Origin of the sequence: Mucilaginibacter sp. SMC90 (genome assembly GCF_022811725.1) — a bacterium.
GTDB lineage: Bacteria > Bacteroidota > Bacteroidia > Sphingobacteriales > Sphingobacteriaceae > Mucilaginibacter.
The window spans coordinates 7,515,431-7,539,417 of record NZ_CP094527.1 but is presented as its reverse complement, the minus strand read 5'-3'; the positions used below and the strand labels follow the sequence as shown (position 1 = coordinate 7,539,417).

At 44.3% G+C, this 23,987-nt stretch carries 17 protein-coding genes; 13 read left to right on the top strand and 4 right to left on the bottom strand.

Going from position 1 to position 23,987, the window contains the following annotated elements; all coding sequences use genetic code 11:
• Nucleotides 1-1,950: an OmpA family protein gene (locus MTO98_RS31510; RefSeq protein ID WP_243483343.1), complete on the top strand. Its 1,950-nt coding sequence runs from the start codon at nt 1-3 to the stop codon at nt 1,948-1,950.
• Between the two features lie 120 nt (nt 1,951-2,070).
• Nucleotides 2,071-2,973: a glycosyltransferase gene (locus tag MTO98_RS31505; RefSeq protein WP_243483341.1), complete on the top strand. Its 903-nt coding sequence runs from the start codon at nt 2,071-2,073 to the stop codon at nt 2,971-2,973.
• A 161-nt stretch (nt 2,974-3,134) separates the two neighbouring features.
• On the opposite strand, the gene MTO98_RS31500 is transcribed toward MTO98_RS31505, so the two are convergent.
• Entirely contained in the window at nt 3,135-4,328 is a 1,194-nt protein-coding gene (locus MTO98_RS31500) for an anhydro-N-acetylmuramic acid kinase (RefSeq protein WP_243483339.1), read from the bottom strand.
• A gap of 116 nt (nt 4,329-4,444) precedes the next feature.
• On the opposite strand from MTO98_RS31500, the gene nagB reads away from it, so the two are divergent.
• From nagB to MTO98_RS31480, 4 genes are all read left to right on the top strand, one after another.
• Nucleotides 4,445-6,364 carry a glucosamine-6-phosphate deaminase gene (gene nagB, locus MTO98_RS31495; RefSeq protein ID WP_243483337.1) on the top strand — a complete coding sequence of 640 codons (1,920 nt, stop codon included), beginning with the start codon at nt 4,445-4,447 and terminating at the stop codon, nt 6,362-6,364.
• Nucleotides 6,365-6,594: 230 nt separating this feature from the next.
• Complete coding sequence (locus tag MTO98_RS31490; RefSeq protein ID WP_243483334.1) at nt 6,595-7,707, top strand: acyltransferase family protein; 1,113 nt, start codon at nt 6,595-6,597, stop codon at nt 7,705-7,707.
• Nucleotide 7,708: 1 nt separating this feature from the next.
• Nucleotides 7,709-8,254: a DUF2059 domain-containing protein gene (locus MTO98_RS31485; protein WP_243483332.1), complete on the top strand. Its 546-nt coding sequence runs from the start codon at nt 7,709-7,711 to the stop codon at nt 8,252-8,254.
• Between the two features lie 71 nt (nt 8,255-8,325).
• Complete coding sequence (locus tag MTO98_RS31480; RefSeq protein WP_243483330.1) at nt 8,326-11,187, top strand: pitrilysin family protein; 2,862 nt, start codon at nt 8,326-8,328, stop codon at nt 11,185-11,187.
• A gap of 159 nt (nt 11,188-11,346) precedes the next feature.
• On the opposite strand, the gene MTO98_RS31475 is transcribed toward MTO98_RS31480, so the two are convergent.
• A complete protein-coding gene (locus MTO98_RS31475) occupies nt 11,347-12,015 on the bottom strand; it encodes a hypothetical protein (protein WP_243483329.1) in 669 nt (222 codons plus the stop codon).
• A gap of 84 nt (nt 12,016-12,099) precedes the next feature.
• Here MTO98_RS31475 and MTO98_RS31470 point away from each other — a divergent pair, with 84 nt between their 5' ends.
• The 7 genes from MTO98_RS31470 to MTO98_RS31440 all read left to right on the top strand — a co-directional run bounded on the left by MTO98_RS31470 (nt 12,100) and on the right by MTO98_RS31440 (nt 20,111).
• Complete coding sequence (locus MTO98_RS31470) at nt 12,100-14,748, top strand: ligase-associated DNA damage response DEXH box helicase (RefSeq protein ID WP_243483327.1); 2,649 nt, start codon at nt 12,100-12,102, stop codon at nt 14,746-14,748.
• A 434-nt stretch (nt 14,749-15,182) separates the two neighbouring features.
• Nucleotides 15,183-15,506, top strand: a complete 324-nt coding sequence (locus MTO98_RS31465; protein WP_243483324.1) for a hypothetical protein — start codon at nt 15,183-15,185, stop codon at nt 15,504-15,506.
• 168 nt (nt 15,507-15,674) lie between these two features.
• Nucleotides 15,675-16,010 (top strand): tRNA-binding protein, encoded by a 336-nt coding sequence (locus tag MTO98_RS31460; RefSeq protein WP_243483321.1) that lies wholly within the window; start codon nt 15,675-15,677, stop codon nt 16,008-16,010.
• Nucleotides 16,011-16,487, top strand: coding sequence for a nucleoside deaminase (locus tag MTO98_RS31455; RefSeq protein ID WP_243483319.1), 477 nt, complete (start codon nt 16,011-16,013; stop codon nt 16,485-16,487).
• 167 nt (nt 16,488-16,654) lie between these two features.
• Complete coding sequence (locus tag MTO98_RS31450) at nt 16,655-17,266, top strand: superoxide dismutase (RefSeq protein WP_091220078.1); 612 nt, start codon at nt 16,655-16,657, stop codon at nt 17,264-17,266.
• 349 nt (nt 17,267-17,615) lie between these two features.
• Nucleotides 17,616-19,076 carry an amino acid permease gene (locus tag MTO98_RS31445; RefSeq protein ID WP_243483318.1) on the top strand — a complete coding sequence of 487 codons (1,461 nt, stop codon included), beginning with the start codon at nt 17,616-17,618 and terminating at the stop codon, nt 19,074-19,076.
• Between the two features lie 3 nt (nt 19,077-19,079).
• Nucleotides 19,080-20,111, top strand: a complete 1,032-nt coding sequence (locus MTO98_RS31440) for a ferredoxin--NADP reductase (RefSeq protein WP_243483316.1) — start codon at nt 19,080-19,082, stop codon at nt 20,109-20,111.
• 52 nt (nt 20,112-20,163) lie between these two features.
• On the opposite strand, the gene MTO98_RS31435 is transcribed toward MTO98_RS31440, so the two are convergent.
• A complete protein-coding gene (locus tag MTO98_RS31435; RefSeq protein WP_243483314.1) occupies nt 20,164-21,333 on the bottom strand; it encodes a PepSY domain-containing protein in 1,170 nt (389 codons plus the stop codon).
• Between the two features lie 3 nt (nt 21,334-21,336).
• A complete protein-coding gene (locus MTO98_RS31430) occupies nt 21,337-23,775 on the bottom strand; it encodes a TonB-dependent receptor (protein WP_243483311.1) in 2,439 nt (812 codons plus the stop codon).
• Nucleotides 23,776-23,987: the final 212 nt, after the last annotated feature.

The following is a 23,987-nucleotide window of genomic DNA, read 5'->3' as shown; positions in this document are numbered from 1 at the left end:
ATGAAAAAACTATTACCTTATTTTTTACTGTCGTTTTTTCCGGCGATTTCATTTGGGCAGGCGAAAAATTACAAGGCCCTGGCCGATACAGCCTTTAACAGGCATGAATATTATACCGCAGCTTTTTATTATAAACACATTGCCGATGGCACAACCATTGAGTCAAAAAACAGCGTGCCTTTAGCAGCAAGCAGAAAGAGCGGTTCAAAAAAGGAAACTACCAATCAGTACATCATTTATCAACTGGCCGAATCATATCGCCTGTATAAGGATTATACAGACGCTACCATTTGGTATACCAAAATGAGCAATGAAGGATCGGCAGAGAAATATCCTTTAACCCCGCTTTGGTACGGTATCTGTTTGCAGGCAAATGGAAAATATGATGAGGCATTGGTGCAGTTGAAACAATTTGCAGAGCGTAATCAGGACCCTAAGTACACTGCACTTGCTAATAAAGAAATTGCTTCATGCGGGTATGCATTGAAGCAATTAGAACACCCGCGCGCAGTTGATGTATCACCCCTGGTGTTTTTAAATAAAGATCAGGGCGATTATGCCCTTACCGTAAATTTAGGCAGGTATTGGTTTACCTCATCACGTATGGTTGATAAGGATAAGTTTTTTACTAACAGGATCTATAGTTCGGCCATACTTGATTCAACAAAAGCACTTGCTACCAACTTTAACGTGTTTGATAAAGAAGGGCAAATTGAGTATGCTACGCCATCGCTTGATGCTACCGGTACTAAAATGTACCTAACCCGCTGGTATAAAAAGAATGGTAAAACGGTGTCGGCTATCTATCTCAGTCAGCTGGTAAGCAGTGTTTGGCAGCAGCCGGTAAGGCTAAACAGTACAGTTAATGCCGAAGGTTATAATTCCAAGCATCCGCATATCAGCCCCGATGGCAGGCGGCTGTTTTTCTCATCAGACAGGCCTGGCGGCGAAGGTGGCGATGATATTTGGGAAAGTACCCTCGATGATTCGGGACAGCCAAAAACGGTAAGCAATTTGGGTAATACCGTTAATACTCCCTACGATGAACAATCTCCTTATTACGACGAAGCTGATAAAGTGTTATTTTTTAGTTCGACAGGTTTTACAGGCATGGGCGGCTTTGATGTTTACCGTAGCGATGGAGATTTCGGTCATTGGGCGGCACCGGTTAACTTAGGCTATCCGGTTAACTCATCTAAAGATGATCTGTATTACAGCCTTGATCCAACCAATGCTAATAAATTTTACCTGAGCTCTGCCCGGGGATCTGATTGTTGCCTGAGCCTGTTTACCGGGCAGTATAAATTCTTATACATCAGCGGCCGCGTTATTGATTGCCATACCAACAGTGGTATGGTGGGTGCAAGGGTGATCCTTAAAGATCCGAATGTAAAAATGGGCCTGGTTGCTAAGATTACCGACGACAAAGGAGATTATGTTTTCCAGGTGAAGGAAAAGCTGCCAAGTTATAAACTTGAGATTTCGCAAAAAGGATATTTTACTAAAGTTGTTCCGGCCCCGATAGTAAAACCAGGTATTGACACGCTGATTAATCCCGAAACCTGCCTGCAGAATTACAAAGTTAACGTGCCGATAATAATTGAGAATATTTACTTTGATTTTGGTAATGCCCATCTCAGGGCCGAATCATATAATACACTTGATAAGCTGGTTGCCATTATGAATGATAATCCTAAAATAAAGATAGAACTTGGCTCGCACACCGATGGAATAGGCAGCGATGCCGGCAACCTGAAGTTATCGCAGGCCAGGGCCGAGACTTGTGTGGATTACCTGCTGCTTCAGGGAATTAAATCATCGCGTATTAAAGCTAAAGGCTACGGCAAAAGGATGCCTATTGCGCCTAATAAATTACCTAACGGCAAGGATAATCCGGCTGGCCGGCAACTTAATCGCCGCACTACATTTACAGTAAAATCGGCCGGCTAAAAACAAATTACTTTATTTGTTGGCGAAGGCAGGGTTATACTATAATTTTGTCTTTGAAAATTAAATGCCCTGCTATATGCAGGGCATTTAATTTCAATACAAGCCTGCTGAATTCATACAATGCAAAATCTTGCCCCTATAGCCCTTTTTGTTTATAACCGGCCCGAGCATACGCGCCGTACCATCAGTTATTTGCAGCAAAATTTGCTGGCCGATGAATCTCGCCTGTACATTTTTTGCGATGCAGCCAAAACTGATGCCGATAAGCCTAAAGTTGAACAGGTGAGGCAGCTGTTGAATGATGTAAGCGGCTTTAAATCGGTAAAAGTTGTTTTGCGCGATCAAAACCTTGGGCTGGCCGAATCTATCATCAGCGGGGTAACAAAACTGGTGTACGAGTATGGTAAAGTGATTGTGTTTGAAGATGATCTGCTATCATCGCCCTATACGCTGCAATATTTTAATGATGCATTAACAAAGTATGCAAACCACGAACAGGTTATGCATATTGGTGCATACATGTATAACCTGCATGATAAAACCCTGCCCGAAACTTTTTTTTATCGTGCAGCCACCAGCTGGGGCTGGGCAACCTGGGCACGTGCCTGGAAAAACTTTGAACCCGATGTTGACAAACTGATCAACCAGTTTGATAACCTGAAAATAGCCCGTTTTTCTATAGAAGGCAAAATGAATTTCTGGAAACAGATTGAGCAGTTTAAAGCCGGTAAAAACAACTCATGGGCTATCAGGTGGTACGCATCCATCTTTTTAAAGAACGGATTAACGCTCAATCCCTCGCAGTCGCTTATTCAAAATATCGGGCATGACGGCACCGGTGTACATTCTAACAACGAAGATATGTACCATGTACAAATGGCCCGCAAGCAGGTAACACAATTTCCGGATGTGATACAGGAAAACGAGCAGGCTTATAAAGCCATCAAGCATTTCCTGGCTAATAGAAAAGGTACCTTATTGCAACGGGTTAGGCGGTTTGTGAGGCAGCAGATGGGAAGGTGATTGTTTATACATTTAAGCGATTGTTTTTGAATGTATAGACGTATAATTGCGCCTCCCCGTATGCAATTCAAGATGGGTTAAACACTATACAAGGCGGCTTGTCCTATGGGAGACGCAATTATGCGTCTTTACGTTTAGAAAAATCAATTTTGAACAACTTTTTAAACCGGGAAACAAAATTTCCCCATCAATACAGCAGGATTAGTTCCGATCCTGATGGGGCCGCCGCATAGAGCTTCATTACCTAACAACCCAAACAATATCGCTTCCTTGGCATCAGGATTAATTCCCAGCGAGCTGCTATCTTCAATCAATGCTTCCGGCAATAATTTTTTTAATTCGCCACCAACAAATGGGTTCCTGGCACCACCGCCGCTGGTGAAAATTTTAATCTCATTGCCGGAGATATTTTCCTTAATAAAGCCGCCTATAGATGCCGCTGTGAAGGCACTCAGGGTGCAAATAAGTTCTTCATTGCTAATTTGTGCAGTATCTGATTGTCGCTGCGCTTCGGCAACCATGTCAAGATTAAATAATTCTGGTCCGGTAGTTTTCGGTGCTTTTTCTTTAAAAAACGGGTGGGCGAGGAGCGCTGTCAACAATTGTAAATTCACAGTTCCGCTGTAAGCTATAGCCGAGTCCTCGTCGTAAGGCTTATCAAAATATTTACGGCAGGCGGCATCAATGAGTGTATTCCCGGGGCCGATATCTGTGCAGAGCACGCGGTTAAAATCGCCTTCGCCCGGCAGCCAGGTTAAGTTGGCAATCCCCCCGATGTTTAATAGCACCCGGTTTTCGCCGGTTTTATTGCCCAATAAAACATCGCCATATAAGGCCAACGGTGCGCCCTCGCCTCCGGTGGCAATGTGTTTTTGTCTGAAATCACTAATGGTTAATATGCCGGTTTTTACGGCGATATGATCGCCATCACCAATTTGCAATGTGGCATTGGGATAGTTTTTATGCTGATGTAAACGTTGTGGCGCATGGTAAATAGTTTGACCGTGACTGGCTATAAAATCAACATCTGCCGGCTCAACGTTCCATTGACCGAGCGCCTGCAATATCAGCTCGGCATGGTAGGTGCCGATATAGGCATTGAGTAAAGTAACCTTTTCAAGATCGGCGTTACGCTTTGCAAATACCTGCTGAACTTCCTGCTTGAAATCATCCTGATAGGGGATGGTGATAAACTGCACCAGCTCAAAACGAGTACTTAAACCATGGCCGGTAAACTTGCATAAAGCAATATCAAGCCCATCCAGCGAGGTGCCCGACATGAGGCCGATGCCCGTTTTGGATGGTTTTTGAGCAATGTTAAAAAGGTGCTGCAGGTTCTGGTTCAATGATATCATGGGCTTAAATTACTATTTGTGCGGCAAGGGGCAAAAGTTAAAATAATAGTGGCGCTATGTAAATATCTGATATATTTGTTTTGAACAACTAACCTCAAATACATTTCCTAAGATTCATGGCACGATTAAATTTATTGGAAGAGACGCGTTACGAGAAGTTACCTGTAAGCGTGTATAACAACCAGCATGAAGCCTCGGTTGCGGTAGCGAACCGGATATCAGATCTGATCCGGGCGAAACAAGCAAAAGGCGAAAAAGCGGTATTGGGTCTTGCCACAGGTGTAACACCGATAGGTGTATATGCCGAACTGGTAAGATTGCACAAAGAAGCGGGACTTAGCTTTAAAAATGTGATCACTTTCAACCTGGACGAGTACTACCCGATGAAGCCAACAGCAGCACAAAGCTACGTGACCTTTATGTACGAAAACCTGTTCAGCCATATAGATATTGAGAAAGCCAATGTGCATATTCCCGACGGTACGCTGGATAAAGATGCAGTGGCAGGCTACTGCCTGGCCTACGAGAAGCAGATTGAAGAACTTGGCGGCTTAGACCTTCAGATCTTAGGTATCGGTCGTACGGGTCACATCGGTTTCAACGAGCCGGGCTCTGCACCAAACTCGGGTACCAGGATGGTAACGCTTGATGACCTGACGAGGAGCGATGCCTCAAGGGATTTCGGCGGCAAAGCCAATGTACCAACTAAAGCGATCACGATGGGTATCGGTACTATTTTCAAAGCAAGGGAAATCATCCTGATGGCCTGGAATAAGAAGAAAGCCCCGATCATTAAAAAAGCAGTAGAAGGAGAGATCTCGGGGGAAGTACCAGCCACCTACCTGCAATTGTCAGAACATGTGGAGTTTGTGCTCGACGAGGCGGCAGCATCAGAATTGACCAGGTTTGATACCCCATGGCTGGTAAAAGACTGTGTGTGGGACAATACACTGAAAAAGAAAGCCGTGATCTGGCTGGCCAATGAAATAAACAAACCGGTATTAAAGCTAACCGAAGAAGATTACAATAACCATGGTATGGCGCAATTGGCGGTAGAGCAAGGGCCGGTATACAATATCAACATAGATATTTTTAACCAGATCCAGCATACTATTACCGGCTGGCCGGGTGGTAAGCCGGATGCGGATGATTCACAAAGACCGGAAAGGGCATTGCCAGCCAAAAAACGCTCCATCATTTTTTCACCACACCCTGATGATGATGTGATCTCCATGGGCGGAACGTTCATCCGTTTGGTAGATCAGGGACATGATGTACACGTAGCTTATCAAACCTCGGGCAATACCGCGGTATGGGATGATGATGTGTTGAGGTATATGGAATTTGCGATAGACTTTACCAACAGTATTGGTGAAGATACCACGCATTTGAAACAATCATATGAAGATATGAGGGCTTTCTTCCCTAATAAACAGCCAAACGAGATCGATACACAGGAGATCAGGAATGTAAAAGGCTTTATCAGGAAAACAGAGGCAATTTCAGGTGCAAGATATGCAGGCCTGCAGGATGATCATATCCATTTTATGGCTTTGCCTTTCTACGAAACAGGCAAGGTGAAAAAGAACTCAGTAGGCGAGGAAGATATCCAGTTAACAATAGAATTGCTTCAAAAAGTAAAGCCACAACAAATTTTTGCGGCAGGTGATTTTGCAGATCCTAACGGAACGCATTTGGTATGTTTCAAGATCATATTGGCAGCACTGGATAGATTAAAAGGGAAAGAAGCCTGGGTAGAAGATTGCTGGTTATGGATGTACCGTGGTGCATGGCATGAGTTTGAAACTTATGAGATAGAAATGGCTGTACCTTTATCGCCGCAGGAAGTGATCCGCAAACGTAACGCGATCTTCAAACACCAGTCGCAGAAGGACAGGCCTGTATTCCCGGGTGATGATGCAAGAGAGTTTTGGGTTAGGGCAGAAGACCGCACCCGCGACACCGCCCAACGCTACGACCGCCTTGGCCTTGCCGAATATGAAGCTATGGAAGCGTTTAAGCGATATATATTTTAATGAAATTGCATCCCGTCGCCGGTGCCCTCACGGGCGACTTAATAATGCCCGTGGGGGACATGGGCATTGAGGAGATAAAAGATAAAAGATAAAAGCGAGAGCATTGTGCGATTCCCCTCTTGAGAGGGGCGGAGGGGTGTGTTTCTCTCCACGCGAAAACACACCCTTGCCAATGCACAAGTCCTGCGCGCCCCCTCTCAAGAGGGGAGTTTGAAATTGATCATAAGCCTATGACCTCAGCCACAGCCGAAAAACCAAAACGCCTGCTTTCATTAGATGTATTTCGTGGAGCAACCATCGCTATGATGATCCTTGTTAATGATCCCGGCGATTGGGGCCATATCTACGCCCCGCTTGAACACTCTAAATGGAACGGTTGTACACCTACCGATCTGGTTTTTCCGTTTTTCCTTTTCATGGTTGGCGTATCGGTTGTATATGCCATGGAAAGCAAAAGAGCTACTGTACCGCACGGTAAACTTATTCTGAAAGCGCTGTACCGTACCGGGATCCTATTGTTGATCCCCTGGATAACTCAATACATCTTTCACCCGGATGGTGGACTGGCCCATTTGCGCCTGCCGGGTGTGCTGCCGCGTATCGCCCTGGTATATTTTATCAGCACCATACTTTATCTCAAAACATCACAAAAAACACGCGACTGGATTTTTGCCGGCGCACTTATTGGGTATTTTATCATCATGACCTTTATTCCTGTGCCGGGCGTAGGTTATGCCAACCTTGAGCCCGAAACCAATATGGGGGCATGGATAGACAGGCTGGTATTTACTCCCGATCATCTATGGCGCGAATCGCATACCTGGGACCCGGAAGGTTTGCTGGGTACCATTCCAGCCGTAGCAACTGCCCTGTTTGGGATAAGGGTTGGCAGCTGGCTTAAACGTAAAGACCGTGACGACCAGGTAAAAACAAACTGGATGTTTACTTATGGAATAATTGCAGTTATGGCTGGCCTGTTCTGGGATCTTTTCTTTCCAATTAACAAAGCCTTGTGGACAAGCTCGTTTGTATTATATACCGGCGGCCTGGCAACCATTGGGCTGGCGTTAAGCTACTGGCTTATTGATATACAGGGATACAAACGTTTTACTTACCCATTTGTGGTATTTGGTACCAATGCTATTACAGCCTATGTGTTGTCAGGTTTTATTCCGCATTATATGGGGATGATTAAAATTGGCGGGCATTCAATCTATCAAACATTTTTTGCACCTTATTTTTCGCCCGTAAATGCTTCACTGGTGAGTGCTATATTTACGGTACTCATTTTATGGGTAGTGATGTGGATATTCTATATCAAAAAGATTTTTATTAAAATTTAAAATGAACCTGAAACTTAAACTTATCGCACTAACAGGAATTGTCCTGTTTTCTTTTTCGAGCTTAAAAGCGCAAACTACAGATCAAACTATTACCCCGTCACATTTAAAGGCTGCTGAGCAATTGTTAATTTCTATTGGTATAGATAAACAATTTGGTGGAATGATGGATAATATCATTAGCACTTCAAGTAATCAAATTCCTGCAGAACAGCGTGCCAAATTTATTGATGTGATGAAAACCTTTATGAACAAATACTTTACCTGGGATTTGCTTAAAGATAAAATGGCGGTTATTTATGCTGAAGAATTTACTGAAGATGAGCTTAACCAGATTTCGGTTTTTTATAGCTCACCGATAGGGCAAAAAGTAAGCTCAAAATTGCCTGCGTTAATGCAAAGGGGGATGATGGTTGGCCAGAATGCAGTTGCCGAACACAAAGGTGAGTTAACGCAAATGATGCAGGATGCTTTTGGTACTTCTAACCAGACTCCGGCCAATCAGCCGCCTGCTAAAAAACCTGCCTCGAAAGCAGCTACAAAACATTAATTTTCACAACTATACTTTGTAACTAAGCTTTTCGTTTTGCATCTTAGTACCCTGATTATTCAAATTTTATAATGAACCTGAACAAATACGTTCCGTTGGCCTTGTTGGCTTTAACACTTTCGGGTGGCAGTGCTTTTGCACAAGTAAAAAAGAAACCTGTTCCATCTCCTAAAAATAAACCCGGAGCCCAGGCAATTGCTCCAAAAAGCGATGTTTTACCGGTTGATCAAAGCGTGATCATAGGAAAGTTACCAAACGGATTAACTTACTATATCCGTGCTAATGCCGAGCCTAAAAGCAGGGCCGAGCTTTACCTTGTAAACAAAGTTGGTTCGGTTTTGGAAAATGATGATCAGCAAGGTTTAGCCCACTTTACCGAGCATATGGCCTTTAATGGCACTCGTGATTTTCCAAAAAACCAGATGGTTGATTACCTGCAAAAAGCAGGTGTTAAATTTGGAGCTGATTTAAACGCTTACACTACATTTAACGAAACTATATTTCAGTTACCACTACCAACCGATACCGCCAGCGTATTTGAAAAAGGCTTTAACATATTGGCTAACTGGGCTGGTTACGTAAGCTTTGATCCTGCAGAAATTGATAAAGAGCGTGGCGTTGTTTTGGAAGAAGAACGCCTTCGCGGTAAAAATGCCAATGAACGCTTGCAGCAGCAAACACTGCCCGTATTGCTTAATAATTCAAGGTATGCGCTGCGCTTGCCTATAGGTAAAGAGGAGGTATTGAAAAACTTTAAGTCCGAAACTATTAAGGCTTTTTATCAGGACTGGTACCGTCCAGATCTGCAAGCCGTTATCGCCGTGGGCGATTTCGACCCCAAACGTGTTGAGGCGCTTATTAAACAAAATTTTTCGCAGCTTAAAAACCCGGTTGCTGAAAAGCCAAGGACTAAATATTCTGTACCTGCTACACCGGGTACAGCGGTTAAAATCGTCACCGATCCTGAATATCCGTATACCATAACGCAGATCATCGTTAAACATCCCGGAACGGTTACCAAAACCACTGCCGATTATATGCAGCAGGTAAGGGTGCAATTGTTTAACCAGATGCTTAATGCCCGTTTAGATGAGCTGCAGCAAAAGCCCAATCCGCCGTTTTTATATGGACATACCAGTTATGGGGATTTTATAGGCGATCAGGATGCTTACACCTCATTGGTTGTTGCCAAGCCCGGTGAATTGGAAAAAGCAGTTAAAGCCGTAGTTGCCGAGTCGGAACGTGCCCGGAAATTTGGCTTTACCCTTACCGAACTTGAACGCGCCAAACAAAATGCGCTGGTAGGTATTGGAAACGCCTATCGTGAAAGGGACAAAACGCCGTCATTAAATTTTGTACGGGAATATCAGGCCAACTTTTTAACCGGCGAAGCTATCCCGGGTATCGACTATGAGTATAATTTTTATATAGGTAATATCTATAAAGTTAGCCTGACCGATATGAATGCCATGGCCGGTAAATTCATTAGCGATCAAAACCGCGTAGTTATAGTACAGGCCCCCGATAAAGAAAAGGCTAACCTGCCCGATGATAAAACATTACTGAATTGGATTGCCACAGGCGGGCAAAATGTTACTGCCTATGTTGACAACGTTTCGAGCGATCCGCTATTAGCGAAAGCGCCGGAGGGTACTAAGGTTGCCAAACAGGATACTGACGAAGCCGTAGGTACCACCACACTTACATTGGGTAACGGCCTGAAAGTTATATTGAAGCCAACCGACTATCGTAACGATCAGATCCTGATAAACGGATACGCATTTGGCGGCACATCACTGGCAAGTGACGATGAGTTTACCTCTGCAAACCTGGCTTCGCCCATTATAGGCAGCAGTGGTATCGCCCAATTTAACCAAGGCATGCTTGATAAAAAGCTGGCTGGTAAAAACCTGAGAGTATCGCCTTATATCAGCGAGTTTGCTCAGGGTATTTCGGGCAATTCATCACCTGCTGATTTTGAAACTGCACTTCAGTTGATATACCTGTATTTTACCCAGCCCCGTAAGGATAAAGACATATGGGATGCCAACATTGATCAAACAAGATCGATATTGAGTACCCGCGGACTTGATCCGGGAAGCGTTTATCAGGATACGGTATCGGCAGTATTGAGCAATTATAATTTCCGCGGAATGGTTACCACTATTCCGAGACTCAATGGGGCAACACTTGATAAGGCTTATGATTTTTACAAAAAGCGCTTTGCCGATGCCAGTGCATTTACCTTTACGCTGGTAGGTAATTTTAATGTGGAAACAGTAACGCCATACCTTGAACATTACCTGGGTGGTTTGCCATCAACCAACAGTAAGGAAACTTATAAAAATATGAATATTCAGCCGCCTGCCGGAGTAATAACCAAAACCATTAATAAGGGAATTGGTGATAAGAGCACGGTACAATTGGTTTTTAGCGGCGATTACGATTACAATGAAGCCAATAATATACAAGTAGATGCTTTGGAAGAAGTGTTGAACATCAAATTGATTGAGCGTTTGCGGGAACAGGAAAGCGGTGTTTATGCACCTGGAGTAAGGGCAAGCTATCACAAAATCCCGGGGGGGCGATATACTTTTACCATATCATTTGGCTGTGCGCCCGAAAATGTGGATAAGCTGATCAATGCCACTATGGAAGAAATTGGTAAAATAAAGCAGAATGGCGCATTACCGGTAGATATCCAGAAATTTGTTGCCGAAGAAGCCCGTTCAACGCAGCAGCAACTTAAACAGAACGTTTTTTGGGCTGGATATCTTGCATCTACATCTCAGAATGGTGAAAAAGCAGATCAGATCCTGGGTCACGTAAATAGCCTGGAACAAATAACCCCTCAAAGCACTAAAGATGCCGCTAATAAATACCTGAGTGGCAAAAATTTAATTAAACTGATTTTGATGCCTGAAAAAAAGTAAGGTTGATTAATATCGATAACAAAATGGCCCTGCTATTCCGGTAGGGCCATTTTGTTTATATGAAACTTTTTGTCATACGATAGAGCTGGGATGGGAAAGAGCGCCGGGGCGCAAGAGAAAGCTTGTACGTGATGCTAAATGCGCAAATGAGGTCAATTCTCAATGCATATTCAAATAAGCCGATGCCGTATCGTTGGCTTTATGCACAACTATACCAACACAACTGCCGGCACCATCTATTTCAAAAGAAATCCCTTTTTCTAAATCGGTATAAACCTGAACCTTGCTGCCATTTTTGCTATAGCTTGAGGTTGGTTTCAGGGTGTAATTTTTTTGAACATCCTGTTTAGTCGAGCCAACACCTACGCCGCCATCGGTTTTAAAGCGGGGCGAGGTTACCAGGATCTTTTGTATGTGACTTACCGATTCGTCCTTACCACCCATGTTATGATGAGTAAAGACCGCAGTGCGGTTACCCGCAGGATTATGACCGGCAAACCAAACCATAAGCGAACTGCCCATGGCTGCGTCCGAACTATCTGGCTTACCTAATTGCTTGATTACATTTTGAACATCATCGTTTAAAACAATGTGCCCGATGCTTTTGCCGGGAGTGATAAGCCAATCGGATTGTGAGGCGTTATTTGTACCGGTATCCGATGCCATGGTATGATGGACAGTAGTATCGTTTTTATCGCCGAGATGCTGGCCTGTAGTGTCCTTCGGCACCTTATTGGTATCTGCCAAAGATGATTGTTTTTTTGAATTGTTGCCACATGACAAAAGGCAAATGGCTATAGAAAGGATGATTAAGCTATTTCTGATCATATAACTATAACCAATTTAATAGTTATTTTGTTGGCTCGGTTATACAAGCTATAACCAAACAGCTTAAATTTTGTTAAAGGGATAATGACAAGCAAAGGCCAACAAGTAATACAGCAATGGTACAGTGAAAAAAACTGGCAGCAGTTTCCTTTTCAGGCCGAAATGATGGATGCATACCTTGGCGGCTATTCGGGCTTGTTGAATGCCCCTACCGGAAGCGGTAAAACTTTTGCCCTGTTCCTGCCCTTTTTGGCCGGATTTATTAACGCTCATCCCGATACTTATAAAACCAAACAGAATAACGGCTTGCTGATGCTTTGGATAACCCCCTTACGGGCGCTTACCAATGACATCCGTAAAGCCATGCAGGAAGCCTGCGATGAAATAGGCTTGCCATGGCGCATAGCAACCCGCACTGGTGATACATCTGCCGCCGAGAAAGCTGCCCTCAAAAGAAAGCTACCCGAGGTACTGCTCACCACCCCCGAAAGCCTGCACCTGATGCTGGCCCAAAAGGAGTATCCAAAGTTATTTAATCAGTTGCAGGTAGTAGTAATTGATGAATGGCATGAGTTGCTGGGTACTAAACGGGGAGTGCAGGTGGAGCTGGGTATCTCTAAGTTAAAAGCCTTGAGCCTTAAGTCAGAAGCCTTAAGTCAGAAGTCAGAAATCTCGGGTGTTGAGTCAGAAGTCATCAGTCAAAAGCCGGGAGCCGAAAATAAAAAGGTAACCAAAGACTTAGAATTTAAGGCTTTCGACTTACGACTCAAAATATGGGGTATCTCTGCCACCATCGGCAACCTTGAACAAGCTGCCGAAGTTTTATTAGGCAATGATTTTCCGGCGGAGCAGGTAAAAATGGTACGTGCCAACCTGGAGAAGAAACTGGATATCCGGTCAATCATTCCGCAGAACATTGAAAACTACTCATGGGCGGGGCATATTGGCTTAAAGCTGCTGCCCGAGGTTATGGAGATAGTGGCTAAAAGTAAAACCACGCTGATATTTACCAATACCCGCTCACAATCGGAGATCTGGTATCATGCCATTTTAGATAATTACCCTGAATACGCGGGTATCATGGCTATGCACCACGGTTCGCTGGATAATGAACTACGCAACTGGGTGGAAGCTGCTTTGCATGCAGAAGCATTGAAGCTGGTGGTATGTACCTCCAGCCTGGACCTGGGCGTGGATTTTCGCCCGGTTGATACTGTGGTGCAGGTGGGGAGCCCTAAAGGTGTGGCCCGCTTTATGCAGCGTGCCGGGCGAAGCGGTCACCACCCCGGCGCTACATCGCTGGCATATTTTGTGCCTACGCACTCGCTTGAATTGTTAGAAGGAGCTGCTTTGAAGGAGGCGATCAAAGACAAGATCTTTGAAAGCCGCGACCCGATGCTGCTTACCATGGATGTGCTGATCCAGTATATGGTTACGCTGGCGGTATCAGATGGTTTCCGCGCGGATGAATTGTTTAAAGAGGTTAAAACCACCTATGCCTTCGCCGATCTGAGCCGGAACGAATTTGGTCAGCTGCTTGATTTTATCACCAGCGGAGGTAAAACGCTTGCGCAGTATGACGAATTTTTAAAGGTTGAGGTTGAAAATGGACTGTATAAAGTAAACAGTCGCCGGGTAGCTATGCGGCATAGGTTAAGTATCGGCACCATTACCAGCGAATTGAGTATTAGGGTGAAATGGCTCAGTGGCGGCAGTTTAGGTACTATTGAAGAATCATTTGTATCTAAACTTAAACCCGGTAATACCTTTTGGTTTGCAGGCCGGAGTTTAGAATTTGTGAGGGTGAAGGAAATGACCGCCTATGTTAAAAAATCCAATTCAACCAAAGGCATCATCCCAAGCTGGAACGGCGGGCGGATGCCTTTGTCATCCCAACTGGCAGCCGTATTCAGGCTGAAGCTGGACGAAGTAGCGCATGGCATCGAAAAAGATATAGAGGTTAAGGCCCTGAAGCCGCTTTTTGATTTGCAGCAACAATTATCCCACCTCCCCCAAAGTCATGAGTTTTTGATAGAGTCTTTTAAATCGAAAGAGGGGCATCACTTATTATTCTATCCTTTTGAAGGACGGTTAGTGCACGAAGGCATGGCATCGCTGCTGGCATATCGCATCAGCAAAATTAAACCCGCCAGCTTCTCCATTGCCATGAATGATTATGGGTTTGAGTTGCTTGCGGATGAGGATATTCCAATTGAGGCGGCGTTGGAAGATGCAGGTTTTTTCTCGATAGATAACCTGATAGATGATATTCAACATAGTTTAAATGCCAATGAAATGGCCCGACGCCGTTTCAGGGACATAGCACATATCGGTGGTTTGGTATTTACCGGTTACCCCGGTCAGCAGGTTAAAAACAAACATTTACAGGCCTCAACCTCGTTGCTGTTCGAGGTTTTTAGCGAGTACGAACCGGATAATTTACTGGTGCGACAGGCTTATAACGAAGCGCTGGCTTTTCAGTTAGAAGAGTTTCGGCTTCGGGCTGCACTGCAACGGATCCAAACACAAAACATTATTTTAAAAGTGATAGAGCGCCCAACGCCTTTCGCCTTCCCGATCATGGTTGACAGTCTTGGGCGAGAAAAATTAACTACCGAAAGTTTGGAAGAGCGTATAGCCAAAATGGCCCGCAGCTATGGTGCCGAAGGTGTCCCTGAACCTGCGGAACGCAAAAGCAGAAGACCGGGGATCACGAGGAAGAAGGGGTTTTAAATTACAGACATACAAAGATACCGCTTACCGCCGCCGCTCGCCTCCTGCCCACAGCCGTTAACTTAAGGGAGTAATTTGGCGCAAACTTTTTAAATCCCCTCTTGAGAGGGGGCGCGTGGGAACGTGTTGTAGCAGGGGTGTGTTATACAAGCGATGAGCCGCACGTAGAATAACACACCCCTTCACCCCTCTCAAGAGGGGAATCGCACATTCCCACGCTTTTGAGAAGCTTTTTACTTTAAGTTAATGGCTATGGCCTCCTGCCGGGGGGCAACTATTAAGCGACCTCTGGCAGCCGGATCATAATGGCCAGCGGGCTTGGAAATAAGTCGTCCGGCTCCAGTCGAGCGGTTGGTTAGTTAACAAACTTGTTACCCCCTCATCCATTAAACCTGCCCCCATTTTTTGACTCATAAGAATAAACACTTATCCTTATGAAAGCCTTGAAAATCCGTACCTTAATCATTGTATTTACTCTTTTTCTTACGTCATGTGCCGTTCCTGCGGCGGTTTATTTAGGCGATACCTATCCTGTAACTAACAACGTTGATGTTTACTATGATGCCAAAGATGTTAAGCATGACTATAAGGTAATAGGTCACCTGGCCATCGCTTATACTGAAGACTCGGCGGTAGCTAAGAAACTGCTTTCTGATAAAGCTAAAGCGCAAGGAGCCAACGGCATTATTATTTTTCAGGTAGAAGGCAATAATGCCAATGCTACTATCAGGGCTGATGCTATTAAGTATAGTAATTAAGCCCCCTATAAATCTCCCCCGATTGCGGAGATTTTTTTAGCCCTTTTCATCCGGAGATGAGTTGGAGTGAGGCTCTTTTTTACTTAGTTGTCCGTAGGCTCTGTCTGCGGATTTTTTTGCCTGTAGTTTGTAACTACTGTAATATGCATATTTTTTACCTTTGCCCTTATGGAAACCATCACCTGGCATGAATTTGAGAAAGTAGAACTGCGAGTAGGCACTGTATTGGAAGCCGCTGATTTTCCCGAAGCCCGCAAGCCTGCCTTTAAAGTAAGGGTTGATTTTGGCGAGTTCGGCATCAGGTGGTCCAGCGCGCAGATCACCAAACATTACACCAAAGAAGAGTTAGTTGGCAGGCAGATTGTTGGCGTTGTTAACTTCCCCAAAAAGCAGATCGCCAACTTTATGTCGGAGTTCCTGGTTACAGGCTTTGCCGACGAGAACGGTGATATCGTATTAACCGCCGTTGAAAAGCCGGTGCCAAACGGCAGCAAACTTATTTAAATGAGATATATCAGTTTTGAGGACGAGGCCTCGATATCGCCCGATGAATATTTTATGGGCGAAGCATTAAAAGAGGCCCGGTATGCATTGGAGGAAGATGAGATCCCGATAGGGGCAATTGTAGTTTACAACGGCCGTATTATTGGTAAAGGACATAACCTTACCGAACGCCTTAATGATGTATCGGCCCATGCCGAAATGCAGGCGCTTACCGCGGCGGCCAATTTAATGGGAGGTAAATACTTGCAGGGCTGTACGCTATATGTAACCATGGAGCCCTGTGTTATGTGCGCCGGGGCATCATACTGGTTCCAGGTAAGTAAGATCGTATTTGGGGCCTATGACAACAAGTTAGGCTTTGGCCGTATCAATCAAAAAATAACTCATCCTAAAACTGTGATCACCGGTGGCATCCGTGAAGCCGAATGCAGTCAGCTGGTAAAAGATTTTTTTAAGGGGAAGAGGAAAAAAAGTTGATAGTTCATGGATCATAGTTCATGGTAATGGGCAATAACTATGATCCATGAACCATCAACTAAGAACTAAAGAAAACATGACAATTATTTAGAACAAAAACCTCCGTCAACGCTTATATTTGTTACGTCACAACAAACGTTAAACTTTAAAATTAATAACTTAAAATTATGGCATTTACACTACCGGCGTTATCCTACGCTACTGATGCTCTGGAACCGCACATTGATAAACTGACCATGGAAATTCACCATGGCAAACACCACCAGGCTTATGTTACCAACTTAAACAAAGCTTTGGAAGGTAAGCCGGAAGCCGATAGCAATATCGACGATATCATCAAAAATATTTCTAAATTCCCTGCTGCCGTACGTAACAACGGCGGTGGTCACTACAACCATACTTTATTCTGGACTTTGTTATCACCAAACGGTGGCGGCGAGCCTACAGGTGCTTTGGCTGATGCTATCAAGAGCACTTTCGGTTCATTTGCCGATTTCAAAACCAAAGTATCTGAAGCAGGTGCTACCCGTTTTGGTTCGGGCTGGGCATGGTTAATTGTTACTGCTGATAAAAAATTAGCTGTAACTTCAACTCCTAACCAGGACAATCCATTAATGGATATTGCTGAGGTTAAAGGTACTCCAATTTTAGGTATCGACGTTTGGGAGCACGCTTACTACCTGAAATACCAAAACCGTCGTCCTGATTACTTAGCAGCTATCTGGAACGTAATTAACTGGAACCACGTTGCTGAGCTTTACGCTAAAGCAACTGCTTAATTTTATTTAAGCATATAAATTTGAAGCGGCAGGATCTGATGGTCCTGCCGCTTTTTTTGTTAAATCTCGCCGTCATTGCGAGGTACGAAGCAATCCCAAACTGCACGGAGAAACCTGCATAACTGCTCTGCCAATCGGGGATTGCTTCGTTCCTCGCAATGACGGGCTGAAGAGAAGGATTTTTTGTTGTCGTCCGTGAGGACACGGACGTGGGGGGATTCCTTCCCTCGATCCGTGTCTCCACGGATCGTTGCAATTGATGTTGCCAAATCGGATATTTTACCTCCCAATTATATCCCCATACAATAGCTCTTAAATAATCTACTAACTTTGTGGACTTTTTTATATCATGATCAAAAAGCCCATAGAAACCCTGCTCCGCGAATCAAAGGAAGAAGGAGAACATTCACTTAAACGCTCGCTTGGGCCGGTTAACCTTATTTTAATCGGGATAGGCACCATTATAGGGGCCGGGTTATTTTCATTAACCGGCATTGCGGCAGGCCAGCATTCGGGGCCGGCGGTAACCATTTCCTTTTTAATAGCTGCCGTAGGCTGTGCTTTTGCCGCACTTTGTTATGCCGAGTTTTCGGCCATGATCCCGGTTGCGGGTAGTGCTTACACTTACTCGTATGCTACCATGGGCGAGCTTTTTGCCTGGATCATAGGCTGGGACCTTGCCCTTGAATATGCTGTTGGGGCGGCAACCGTGGCCATCAGCTGGTCGCAATATCTTACTAAATTTTTGTCATGGTTTGATCTGTACCTGCCACCGCAGCTTACGCTTTCACCTTTTGAAACAGCAAAGGCCGCCAATGGTGATGTTATTAACGGTATAATCAATTTGCCAGCTGCACTGATTGTGATCTTGGTTACCAGTATCATTATCCGCGGTACAAAAGGCTCGGCATTGGTTAATGCCATTATTGTAACATTGAAAGTAGGTGTAGTGCTGGTATTTATAGCTGTGGGCTGGTCGTTCATTAATCCGCAAAATTATCATCCCTATATCCCGCAAAATACAGGCGTTTGGGGTGATTATGGCTGGTCGGGTATATTAAGAGGCGCGGGATTGGTGTTTTTTGTATTTATCGGTTTTGATGCTGTATCAACCGCAGCACAGGAGGCAAAGAACCCGCAGCGTAATATGCCTATCGGAATCATCGGCTCATTACTGATCTGTACGGTGTTATTCATCGTATTTGCACACGTAATGACTGGCATGGCTAACTATAAGGAGTTTATAGGTTCAGGCGCACCGGTTGCCATCGCCATTGAAAAAACGCATTATCAGTGGCTGAGCAAGGCTATCGTATTGGCTATATTGATAGGGTATACCTCGGTAATACTGGTCGATTTGCTGGGGCAATCACGGGTGTTCTTCTCAATGTCGAAGGATGGTTTGCTGCCCAAAGTGTTTTCAGAGATCCATCCCAAATTTCGTACACCCTGGAAATCGAATATCATGCTTTGCGCCTTTATCGCCATGTTTGCTGCATTTGTGCCGATACGCGTAGTTGGTGAAATGACCAGCATCGGTACCCTGCTTGCATTTGTGATGGTTTGTGCAGGTATACTTATTTTGCGTAAGCAGCAGCCCAATATTCACCGGCCGTTTAAAACGCCGCTTGTTCCGTTAGTACCAATACTTGGTATCCTTACCTGTTTTGCCATGATGACGTTTTTACCCGGCGACACCTGGCTGCGTTTGATCATATGGCTTGCAATTGGTTTGGTTATCTATTATACTTACGGCAAAAAGAACAGTGTTATCCGCAGAATGCTTGAGGATAAGCACCAGCGCTATTAATTGATGACTGACGATATTTTAAAACTAAAAGTTGAACGTATAAAATGGGAAACTCCTGATACCGCTACATTTTATTTGAGTGGTGTTGAAGGTAATCCCATCCCATATATAGCCGGTCAATTTATTACCCTGATATTTAATCACCGGCAGGAAGAGATCAGGCGGTCGTATTCGTTAAGTTCATCGCCCGATGAACCTTATCAGGCTATCACGATAAAGCGGATCAGCAACGGTGAGATCTCGCGGTTTATGCTCACCAAGGTAAAGGAGGGTGACGTACTGAGGGCATTGGCACCGGCCGGGCGTTTTATCATTAATGATGATCAGCAACAAAAGGACATTTTTTTATTTGCCGCTGGCAGCGGGATTACTCCAATATTTTCACAACTGAAATATATTTTAAACCGGGATGGTAAGAGCAGGCTGGTACTTATTTACAGCAGTCAGAATGCTGCTTCTGTTTTATTTAAGGATGAACTGAATAAATTAGCCGTCGAGCACCCCGAAAGGTTATCTATCATTCATTTGTTGAGCAGCGAGGCTAACCGGCTCAATACCGATAAAGTAGAAAAGTTGGTAAAGCAGTATGCTCGTTTTAATATGGCAGATGCGGAGTTTTACCTCTGCGGTCCATTTGCTTACATGCGCATGATCCGGTTTGACTTGGTTTATATGGGGATCGATCAGACTAAGATCCGCCGTGAAAATTTTGTGCTCGAAACGGTTGCCGTAACAAGCAGCTATACCAATTTTCCACCTAAAAATATCAAAATACAATACCATGGCGAGCTGCATGATATTGTAGTAGGCGAAAACCAGTCCATATTACAGGCGGCGCTGCAAAATAATATTCCTTTGCCTTATAGCTGCCGCGGAGGCGTATGCTCAACCTGTATGGTTAAATGTACCGGCGGTAAAGTTGAAATGGTAAAGAATGATGTGCTTACCGACGCAGACCTTGCACAAGGGTGGATCCTGACCTGTACCGGACACCCGCTGGACGATGGGGTAGTAGTAAACCCCCCAGCCCCCTAAAGGGGGAGTAGCGGGCAGCCGGTAATCAACGAAATCAATGTAATCAAAAAAATCAACGGTCAGCCGGTAAATGTTGCCTTACCGTCCTTCTGTGTACCACTGATTTTACCTTTTTTGATTTGGTTTTTTTGCGTTTGCCGAGCCAGATAATAAAACCTGTGATTGGCAAACTGGCACAAATCAGGCTGGCTAAAAATGCGATGATCTTTCCCGGAAGCCCTATTATCTGGCCTACGTGAATATCATAGTTCATCTCATTCATCTTCATGCCAGCACTTTTTTGATCGTGAGTGGTGCGGTTCAGGAGTTTGCCTGTGTATTTATCAAAGGTGTAGCTATCACTTTCGTAGTAGTGGAGGGCCTGCGCGTAAGCGGTTATACCTATTGCTCCTGCTTTTGCGGCGTCATCATAAATCAGAAACATTTCGGCCTTCGGCGAAGCTGCTTTTGCTGCCAGGAAGGTTTTGTTGATAACCTGGGTAGTATCTGTTTTACCGTTTAGTAATGAATCTGATTTGAAAACAACCTTTTCTTCGGGGTGTGCTTTGCCAAGGTTAGCGGTGGTATAGATACCTTCGCGCATCCAATCGAAAGCGATGGAAAGGCCTGTTATTGCTAAAATGATGGCAACACTGGTGGCGTAAAAACCCAGTACGTTATGCAAATCATAATTCACCCTGCGCCAGCGCCCGTTCCACTTAATGGTAAGGCTGCGTTTACGGTCGGTTTTACGTTTGGGCCACCAAAGCACAATGCCGGTGATCATCAGTATCACAAAAACAATTACCGAAATGCCAACAACCATACCGCCAATATCGGCTGGAAGCAATAGGTACAGGTGGATATATTCAACAATGATGAAGAAGTTTGTGGTAGGGCTTTCAGTATGGGTGATTTTGCCGGTGTACGGGTTCATATAAACGTACTGCAGGCCTTTCGTCGGGTCGCTTACCAGCACACCTGCCGGGCGGTCGACACCGTAATAATAGATATAACTGGCGGTTGCACCTTTATAATCTTTAAGTGCTTCTGCCTTAAGTATTGATGGGGCGATGTATGGCTTGTTTTGTACCTCAACCTTACGATAACCGTATACGGCATCCTGGATCTCATCCTGAAAGCAAAAAATGCAGCCTGTGATACTTACTATAAACACCACAAGCCCGGATATAAATCCGAGCCAGCGATGTATAAATAATATGGTTTTCTTAAAACGCGTCATTCATTAAAATCGGTAAGCAATACTTAAACGATAGTTACGCGGTGCATCTGCCTGCCAATAGTAAGCATTTAGATATGAATAGTACGAACCACTGTAAGTGTATTTATTTAGAACATTAAATACGTTACCGGTGATCCGCATTTTTGAGCCTTCCCAAAATAAGCCACCATCCATTTTAAAATAGTTTGGTAATTTTTCAAGGCCAACACTCCAGGTATCTGTTTGACGGCCTCCATAATAAGTTCCGCCCAGAGATACACCGGTTCCTTTTAGCACACCGCTATTTAATTTGTAGCTTAACCAGGCGTTAGCAACATGCTTTACATAACCGGGAACCACGTCGCCTACTTTAATAGTATTATCCGGAGATGCAGCCAGGTCAGGATTTACCTTGCTTACCTTCGAATCGGTATAAGCATAATTTGCAGTAAGGTTTAAACCTGGTGCAATTTCTCCACGAAGGTCAAACTCTAAACCCTGTGATTTTTTCTGACCAAATATGATGCTTAACCCTGAATTAGGAGCAGCATTAGGGTCGGTAGTTAATTCGTTATTTCTTAGTATGCGGTACACCGAAAGCGTAGTATTCCATTTGCCGCCGGCCCAGTCCCTTTTAATACCAAACTCGGTATTGGTACCTGTTAGCGGTTGTAATTTACCAACCGAAACCTTACCTGCCTGCGGCAAAAATGTTTGGTCGCGTAAGCCATAAACTGAAGTATTGTCATCAATAGATACGCTCAAACCAATACGCGGGGTGAAATGTTTCGCTTCTTCCGGTGTGTTAAAATCTGACATTTGCACGTATGTATAACGACCTGCAAGTGTTAATCTCACCTTATTATCAAAAAAGCCAAGCTCATCCTGTAAGTATAAGCTGGAATAACTTGTATTGATCAGGCCAAATCCCGCGGCTGCGCGTGCTTCCAGGTTCAACGAGCGATCAAAAGTAGGATAACCGTTAGATGGATTATCGCGTGTAGGCACACCTGCCTGGTAAGGGTTAAATGGTGCTGAACCAGTATCAAGGGATGCCGTTTGATTATAATCGGCAACGTATTTTTTATTGCCCATATCAACACCTGCCAAAATATTATGTACAACACTACCGGTAGTTACTTTGCCATTTAAAAATGCCTGAGCTAATGACATGTTACTTTTGGCTTCCCATATGCCGGCGTTACGATAATAAGAACCATCAGCATTTACAGAATCGGCCCACATAGAGGTGCCCAATTGTGAATAATTGTATCGGGCAGCTTGAACGGTCAGTTTCCAGTTGTCGCTTAACTGGTGTGTAAGGTTAAGCGTAAAGCTGTGGTCGTTGATATTAGTAGCGGGCAAACCTGCCGGTAGCTGCGAAAAATTTTGTGGCAGCACACCATAACCTTTTGGACTAAATACATAATATGAACCAACGTCAGACATATGTGCACGCTGATAAACGTATTCGGCTGTAAGTTTGGTTTTATCGTCAATCTGGTACGACACCACGGGGGCAATAACATAACGATCATTAAACTCATTAGCACGGAACGAGTTTTTGTTTTGTGCAGATAAGTCCAAACGATACAGGAATTTTCCATCCTTGCTTAATTTACCGTCAAGGTCAAGCGTTGCACGGTTTAAATTAAAGCTGCCTGTGGTAAAGCTGATCTCGCCTTTGGTTTCGCCGGTAGGCTTTTTGGTAACAACATTGTATAAACCGCTTGGGTCGCCGTTGCTTAACATAAAGCCGGCAGGGCCTTTTACAAATTCTATATGATCTACAAAGCTCATATCCTCAGTAAGCGGACCCCAGTATGAGCTAACTACGTTAAAGCCGTTCCTGAAAGCCTGGATCTGTGAACCGCGCATAGTGATATTGGTATACATATCACCCCAATGCTCTAATCTTACAGCACCGCTTACGTTACGGATCAAACCATCGCTCATGCTGATCACCTGCTGATCTGCCAGTACTTTTGATGTAACCACCTGGATATTTTGTGAAACCTGCAATAATGGCTCATTTAGCCTTAAGCTTGGCGATGGGGCATCTATCTTATATTTTTGTTTGCGGCCCGAAATTAAAACTTCACCAAGCTGGTTGGCGTTTTCGCGCAGCATAAAGTTTACGGTAGCGCGTTGCCCATCGGCAAGTTCAACTGTCTTTTCTTCAGCGCCCAAACCAACAAACGTTGCTTTGATGGCATAGCTGCCCGGTTTTACTTTATTGAAGGTGAACCTTCCGCTTTCGTTGGTAACCGTGGTCATAGCTATATCACCTCCTTTGAGGCTTACGGTAACACCAGGAACAGTTTGGCCATCGGCTGTTGTAATTGTACCGGTTATTGTACCGGGCTTAACATCAGCGAATGCCGGGCCGCTATTAATCAGCAGCATAACCAGCCACAATAAAAGGAATGGTAATTTGCCGAACGTGTGTAAAGGTTTTAACATCTTGTTTGGGGTTAATGTGATTGATATGGGTTGGGGTCGATCCATTTTATTTAGACTAATTATAAATAATTGCGCAAAAATAGTCACGTGAGTGTTACAATGCAAATTATTTATAATAAATCTAAATAAAGATGATTTTGTGTTTGATTAACAGTTATTTAGAAAGGAAAATAGCTTTAACTGACTTTAGTTAAAGCTATACGGGGTATTCG

Bases quoted from the DNA above. Each gene is read 5' to 3' on its own strand.
- MTO98_RS31445 (WP_243483318.1), top strand. From the start codon at position 17,616: ATGATCAAAAAGCCCATAGAAACCCTGCTCCGCGAATCAAAGGAAGAA.
- MTO98_RS31460 (WP_243483321.1), top strand. From the start codon at position 15,675: ATGGAAACCATCACCTGGCATGAATTTGAGAAAGTAGAACTGCGAGTA.
- MTO98_RS31490 (WP_243483334.1), top strand. From the start codon at position 6,595: ATGACCTCAGCCACAGCCGAAAAACCAAAACGCCTGCTTTCATTAGAT.
- nagB (WP_243483337.1), top strand. From the start codon at position 4,445: ATGGCACGATTAAATTTATTGGAAGAGACGCGTTACGAGAAGTTACCT.
- MTO98_RS31480 (WP_243483330.1), top strand. From the start codon at position 8,326: ATGAACCTGAACAAATACGTTCCGTTGGCCTTGTTGGCTTTAACACTT.
- MTO98_RS31470 (WP_243483327.1), top strand. From the start codon at position 12,100: ATGACAAGCAAAGGCCAACAAGTAATACAGCAATGGTACAGTGAAAAA.
- MTO98_RS31485 (WP_243483332.1), top strand. From the start codon at position 7,709: ATGAACCTGAAACTTAAACTTATCGCACTAACAGGAATTGTCCTGTTT.
- MTO98_RS31435 (WP_243483314.1), bottom strand. From the start codon at position 21,333: ATGACGCGTTTTAAGAAAACCATATTATTTATACATCGCTGGCTCGGA.
- MTO98_RS31440 (WP_243483316.1), top strand. From the start codon at position 19,080: ATGACTGACGATATTTTAAAACTAAAAGTTGAACGTATAAAATGGGAA.
- MTO98_RS31450 (WP_091220078.1), top strand. From the start codon at position 16,655: ATGGCATTTACACTACCGGCGTTATCCTACGCTACTGATGCTCTGGAA.
- MTO98_RS31465 (WP_243483324.1), top strand. From the start codon at position 15,183: ATGAAAGCCTTGAAAATCCGTACCTTAATCATTGTATTTACTCTTTTT.
- MTO98_RS31430 (WP_243483311.1), bottom strand. From the start codon at position 23,775: ATGTTAAAACCTTTACACACGTTCGGCAAATTACCATTCCTTTTATTG.
- MTO98_RS31505 (WP_243483341.1), top strand. From the start codon at position 2,071: ATGCAAAATCTTGCCCCTATAGCCCTTTTTGTTTATAACCGGCCCGAG.
- MTO98_RS31475 (WP_243483329.1), bottom strand. From the start codon at position 12,015: ATGATCAGAAATAGCTTAATCATCCTTTCTATAGCCATTTGCCTTTTG.
- MTO98_RS31455 (WP_243483319.1), top strand. From the start codon at position 16,011: ATGAGATATATCAGTTTTGAGGACGAGGCCTCGATATCGCCCGATGAA.
- MTO98_RS31500 (WP_243483339.1), bottom strand. From the start codon at position 4,328: ATGATATCATTGAACCAGAACCTGCAGCACCTTTTTAACATTGCTCAA.
- MTO98_RS31510 (WP_243483343.1), top strand. From the start codon at position 1: ATGAAAAAACTATTACCTTATTTTTTACTGTCGTTTTTTCCGGCGATT.